3 protein-coding genes are annotated in these 3,994 nt (G+C 31.3%); all 3 read left to right on the forward strand.

What is annotated here, in order from left to right:
* On the forward strand, nt 1-2,097 hold a 2,097-nt coding region (gene lon / locus MR593_RS07850), incomplete at its 5' end, for an endopeptidase La (protein WP_290691651.1).
* The gene (gene yihA / locus MR593_RS07855) at nt 2,087-2,698 is read left to right on the forward strand and encodes a ribosome biogenesis GTP-binding protein YihA/YsxC (protein ID WP_290691652.1); all 612 of its coding nucleotides are present in this window, start codon (nt 2,087-2,089) and stop codon (nt 2,696-2,698) included. The genes lon and yihA, both read left to right, overlap by 11 nt.
* Before the next feature lie 124 nt (nt 2,699-2,822).
* A complete protein-coding gene (locus MR593_RS07860) occupies nt 2,823-3,896 on the forward strand; it encodes a PRK06851 family protein (protein WP_290691654.1) in 1,074 nt (357 codons plus the stop codon).
* Nucleotides 3,897-3,994: the final 98 nt, after the last annotated feature.

Below are 3,994 nucleotides of genomic sequence, written 5' to 3' on the forward strand. Positions count from 1 at the left end.
ACAGTTCGTGTTTTAGTTGAAGGTATATCAAGAGCTAAAATAAAAGAAGTTAATCAAGATAAAGGCTTTTTTGAAGCTGTTGTCGATGAAATTATATACAATCAAAGCGAAAGTGAAAACGATGTAGAAGTCCAAGCTTTAGTTAGAAATGTTTTAGAATCTTTTGAAGAATATATAAATATAGGAAATAGAGTTTCTCCAGAAATACTTGTTTCACTAGGAGAAATAGAAAATGCAGATAGATTTGTAGATACTATCGCAGCTAATATATATTTAAAACCAGAGCAAAAACAACAAATACTAGAAGAATTTGATATAACTAAAAGATTAGAGCTTTTATATTCAATTTTACTAGAAGAAATTGATATATTAAAAATTGAAAAGAAAATAACTCTAAGAGTCAAAAAACAAATGAATAAGGTTCAAAAGGAATATTATTTAAGAGAACAACTTAGAGCTATACAAAAAGAATTAGGTGAAGAAGAAGATATAAATTCTGAAGCAGAAGAGTACAGAATTAAGCTTAAAAAGATAAAAGCGCCTAAAGATACAAAGGCTAAAATAAACAGAGAAATAGACAAATTCTCTAAAATATCACCTGCTTCACCAGATATATCTGTAAGTAGAAACTACTTAGATACTATATTCTCACTACCATGGAACAAAGAAACTAGAGATAAATTAGACATTAAAAAGGCTAAAGAAATACTAGACCGCGATCACTATGGTATGGAAAAGGTAAAAGAAAGAATCCTAGAATTCTTAGCAGTAAGAACTCTATCTAAATCACTAAAAGGACCGATAATCTGCTTAGTTGGACCTCCAGGTGTAGGTAAAACATCTATAGCTAAATCTATAGCAGCTGCAATGAACAGAAAATTCGTGAGAATTTCTCTTGGTGGTGTAAGAGATGAGGCTGAAATAAGAGGTCACAGAAGAACTTATGTTGCAGCTATCCCAGGTAGAATTATAAACGGTGTAAAAGAAGCAGAAACTAAAAATCCTGTTTTCTTACTAGATGAGATAGATAAGATGGCATCTGACTATAAGGGCGATGTTGCGTCTGCTATGCTAGAAGTTCTAGATCCAGAACAAAACAAAAACTTCGTAGACCACTATCTAGAAATACCATTTGATTTATCTAAGATATTATTTATAACTACTGCAAATAGCTTGAGCACAATACCAGGTCCACTACTTGATAGAATGGAAATCATAGAATTATCTGGTTATATCGAAGAAGAAAAATTAAACATAGCTCAAAAATACTTAGTTAAAAAACAAATAGCTGAAAATGGTCTTAAAGAAGACTTTGTAAAAATAGACGATGCTACTATGAGAGACATCATAAATTACTACACTAGAGAAGCTGGTGTCAGAAGCTTAGAGAGAACTATAGGTAAGATATGCAGAAAGGTAGCTAAAAAATATGTTGAAGATCCAAACTTAACTGAAGTTGTAGTTAAGAAGGAGGATCTAGAAGAATACCTAGGAAAAGACAAGTATACCTTCGATTTAGCTGGAGCTAAGCCAGAGGTAGGAATGGTTACAGGACTTGCATGGACTGCAGTTGGAGGCGTAACTCTAAATGTAGAAGTAAATGTACTAAAAGGTAAAGGACAAGTTGTATTAACTGGTCAATTAGGTGATGTAATGAAGGAATCTGCTCAAACTGCAATTTCTTACATTAGATCAATATCAGATAAATACAATATTCCTGATGATTTCTACCAAACTGAAGATATTCACATTCATATTCCAGAGGGAGCAACACCTAAGGATGGACCATCAGCAGGTGTAACAATGGCTACAGCTGTATTATCTGCTTTAACTAAGATACCTGTAAGATGCGATGTCGCTATGACAGGTGAAATAACTCTAAGAGGTAGAGTTTTACCAGTTGGAGGAGTTAAAGAAAAATTACTTGCTGCACATAGAGCTGGCATCAAGAAGGTTTTACTTCCAAAGGATTGTGAAGCTGATTTGGATGAAATACCACAAAACGTAAAGGATCAAATGGAATTTGTATTAGTTAAACACTTAGATGAAGTACTAGAGCACGCTCTAGTAAAAGATGGTGATAAAAATGAAGATTAGAAATTCAGAAATCAAAATGAGTGCTACAAAAAGACATCAGTATCCAGCTGAAGGGCTGCCAGAGATAGCTTTAGTTGGTAGATCTAATGTCGGAAAGTCTTCTTGTGTCAATGCACTGCTAAATAGAAGAAATTTCGCGAGAACTAGTCAAACTCCAGGAAAAACTAGAACTATAAATTTTTATTTGATAAACGATGAATTTTACTTTGTTGACCTTCCAGGATATGGATATGCTAAAGTTGCAAAGTCAGAAAAAGATAAATGGGGAAATATAATGGAGACTTATCTAGAAAATAGAGATGAATTGTGTGCTATTTTCTTATTAGTCGATATTAGACATGAACCAACAAATGACGATGTAATGATGTATGAATGGATAAAACACTTTGGCTATGAATGCGTTGTAATCGCTACAAAGGCAGATAAAATAGCTAGAGGAAAATATCAAAAGCATATAAGCATTATCAGAAAGAAATTGCAGTTAGAAAAAGATGAAAAGGTGATTCCTCTATCAGCAACTAAGAAAACAGGTGTTGAAGATGTCTGGGCTGAAATAGTTGAGCAATACACTAAGAATGGATATGAAATAACTGTAGATTAGATATTAGAATATAGAGAACCTATTATGTAGGATAATTAATGCTACATAATAGGTTCTTTTTTTGTAACAAAAATAAGCAAAAATAAATATCTTAATATAGAGCTTTTTTAGGAGGTATTTGCTTATGGCAGGAAAAATAAGAAAGATGTTTCCAGGGGGAAACACATCTAATGGTTTTTATTCATTTTTTGATTATATAATTCCAGATGATGTAAATAGAATATTTTGTCTAAAAGGTGGACCAGGAGTTGGCAAATCGTCATTTATGAAGAAGGTCGCGAGAGAATTTGTCAAGATGGGATATGATATAGAGCTTCACTATTGTTCCTCAGATCCGAAATCCTTAGATGGAGTAGTTATAAATGGCTTAAATGTAGTTTTGTTAGATGCAACTGCACCACATATTGTTGATCCTAAATTACCTGGGGCGGTCGATGAAATTATTAACTTTGGTGAATTTTGGGATGTAGAAAAATTGGAGAAAAATAAATCTGAGATTAAATTATGTAATGACAATATAGGTGACTGTTTCCAAAGAGCATTTAAATTTTTAAAATCAGCAGAACCTATTTATTTAGATATAGAATCTAAAAATTCAAAATGTATGGATTGGTCAAAAGTCAATAAAGCAACGGATGATTTTATGGATAAGTTATTTTATGGAGTTGAATTTTGTGAAGAAATACCTAAATGTAGACATCTATTTGGTTCAGCGATAACCCCTGTAGGATATTTAGATTATTCAGATAGTCTATTTGAAGGCGTAGAGAATATTTATTATCTGAGTGGTGATATAGGTGTTGGTAAAAGTGAATTTTTAAGAAGTATTTACAACCGAGCATTGAAAAAAGGATTAGATGTAGAAATATATCATTTTCCGTTAATTATAGATAAGCTGCAAGCTGTATATATACCTAAATTAAATGTAGCTATAACTACAAGCTATTTATTTAAAGATAAACAATCAATTAATTTAAATGATTTTATCGACGAAGAAAAATTAAGTAGATATAAAGACGATATAAAAATAGATAAGGATATAGTAGATTATTTAATGAATAATGCCATTGCGAATTTGAAACGAGCAAAATCCAATCACGATATTATAGAGGAATACTATGTTCCTAACATGAATTTTGATAAGGTAGAAAAATTGAAGAATGAAGTCATAGGGCGAATTTTAAAATATAAAAAATAGGATATATTTTGTGTAAGGGCAAAATTATGTAATATTTATTATTTTGTACTTACACATTTTATTTTATAAATTTTAATAATTTTAGCTATAAAACCCAT

This window comes from Intestinibacter sp., from assembly GCF_022780145.1.
Taxonomy (GTDB): Bacteria; Bacillota; Clostridia; order Peptostreptococcales; family Peptostreptococcaceae; genus Intestinibacter.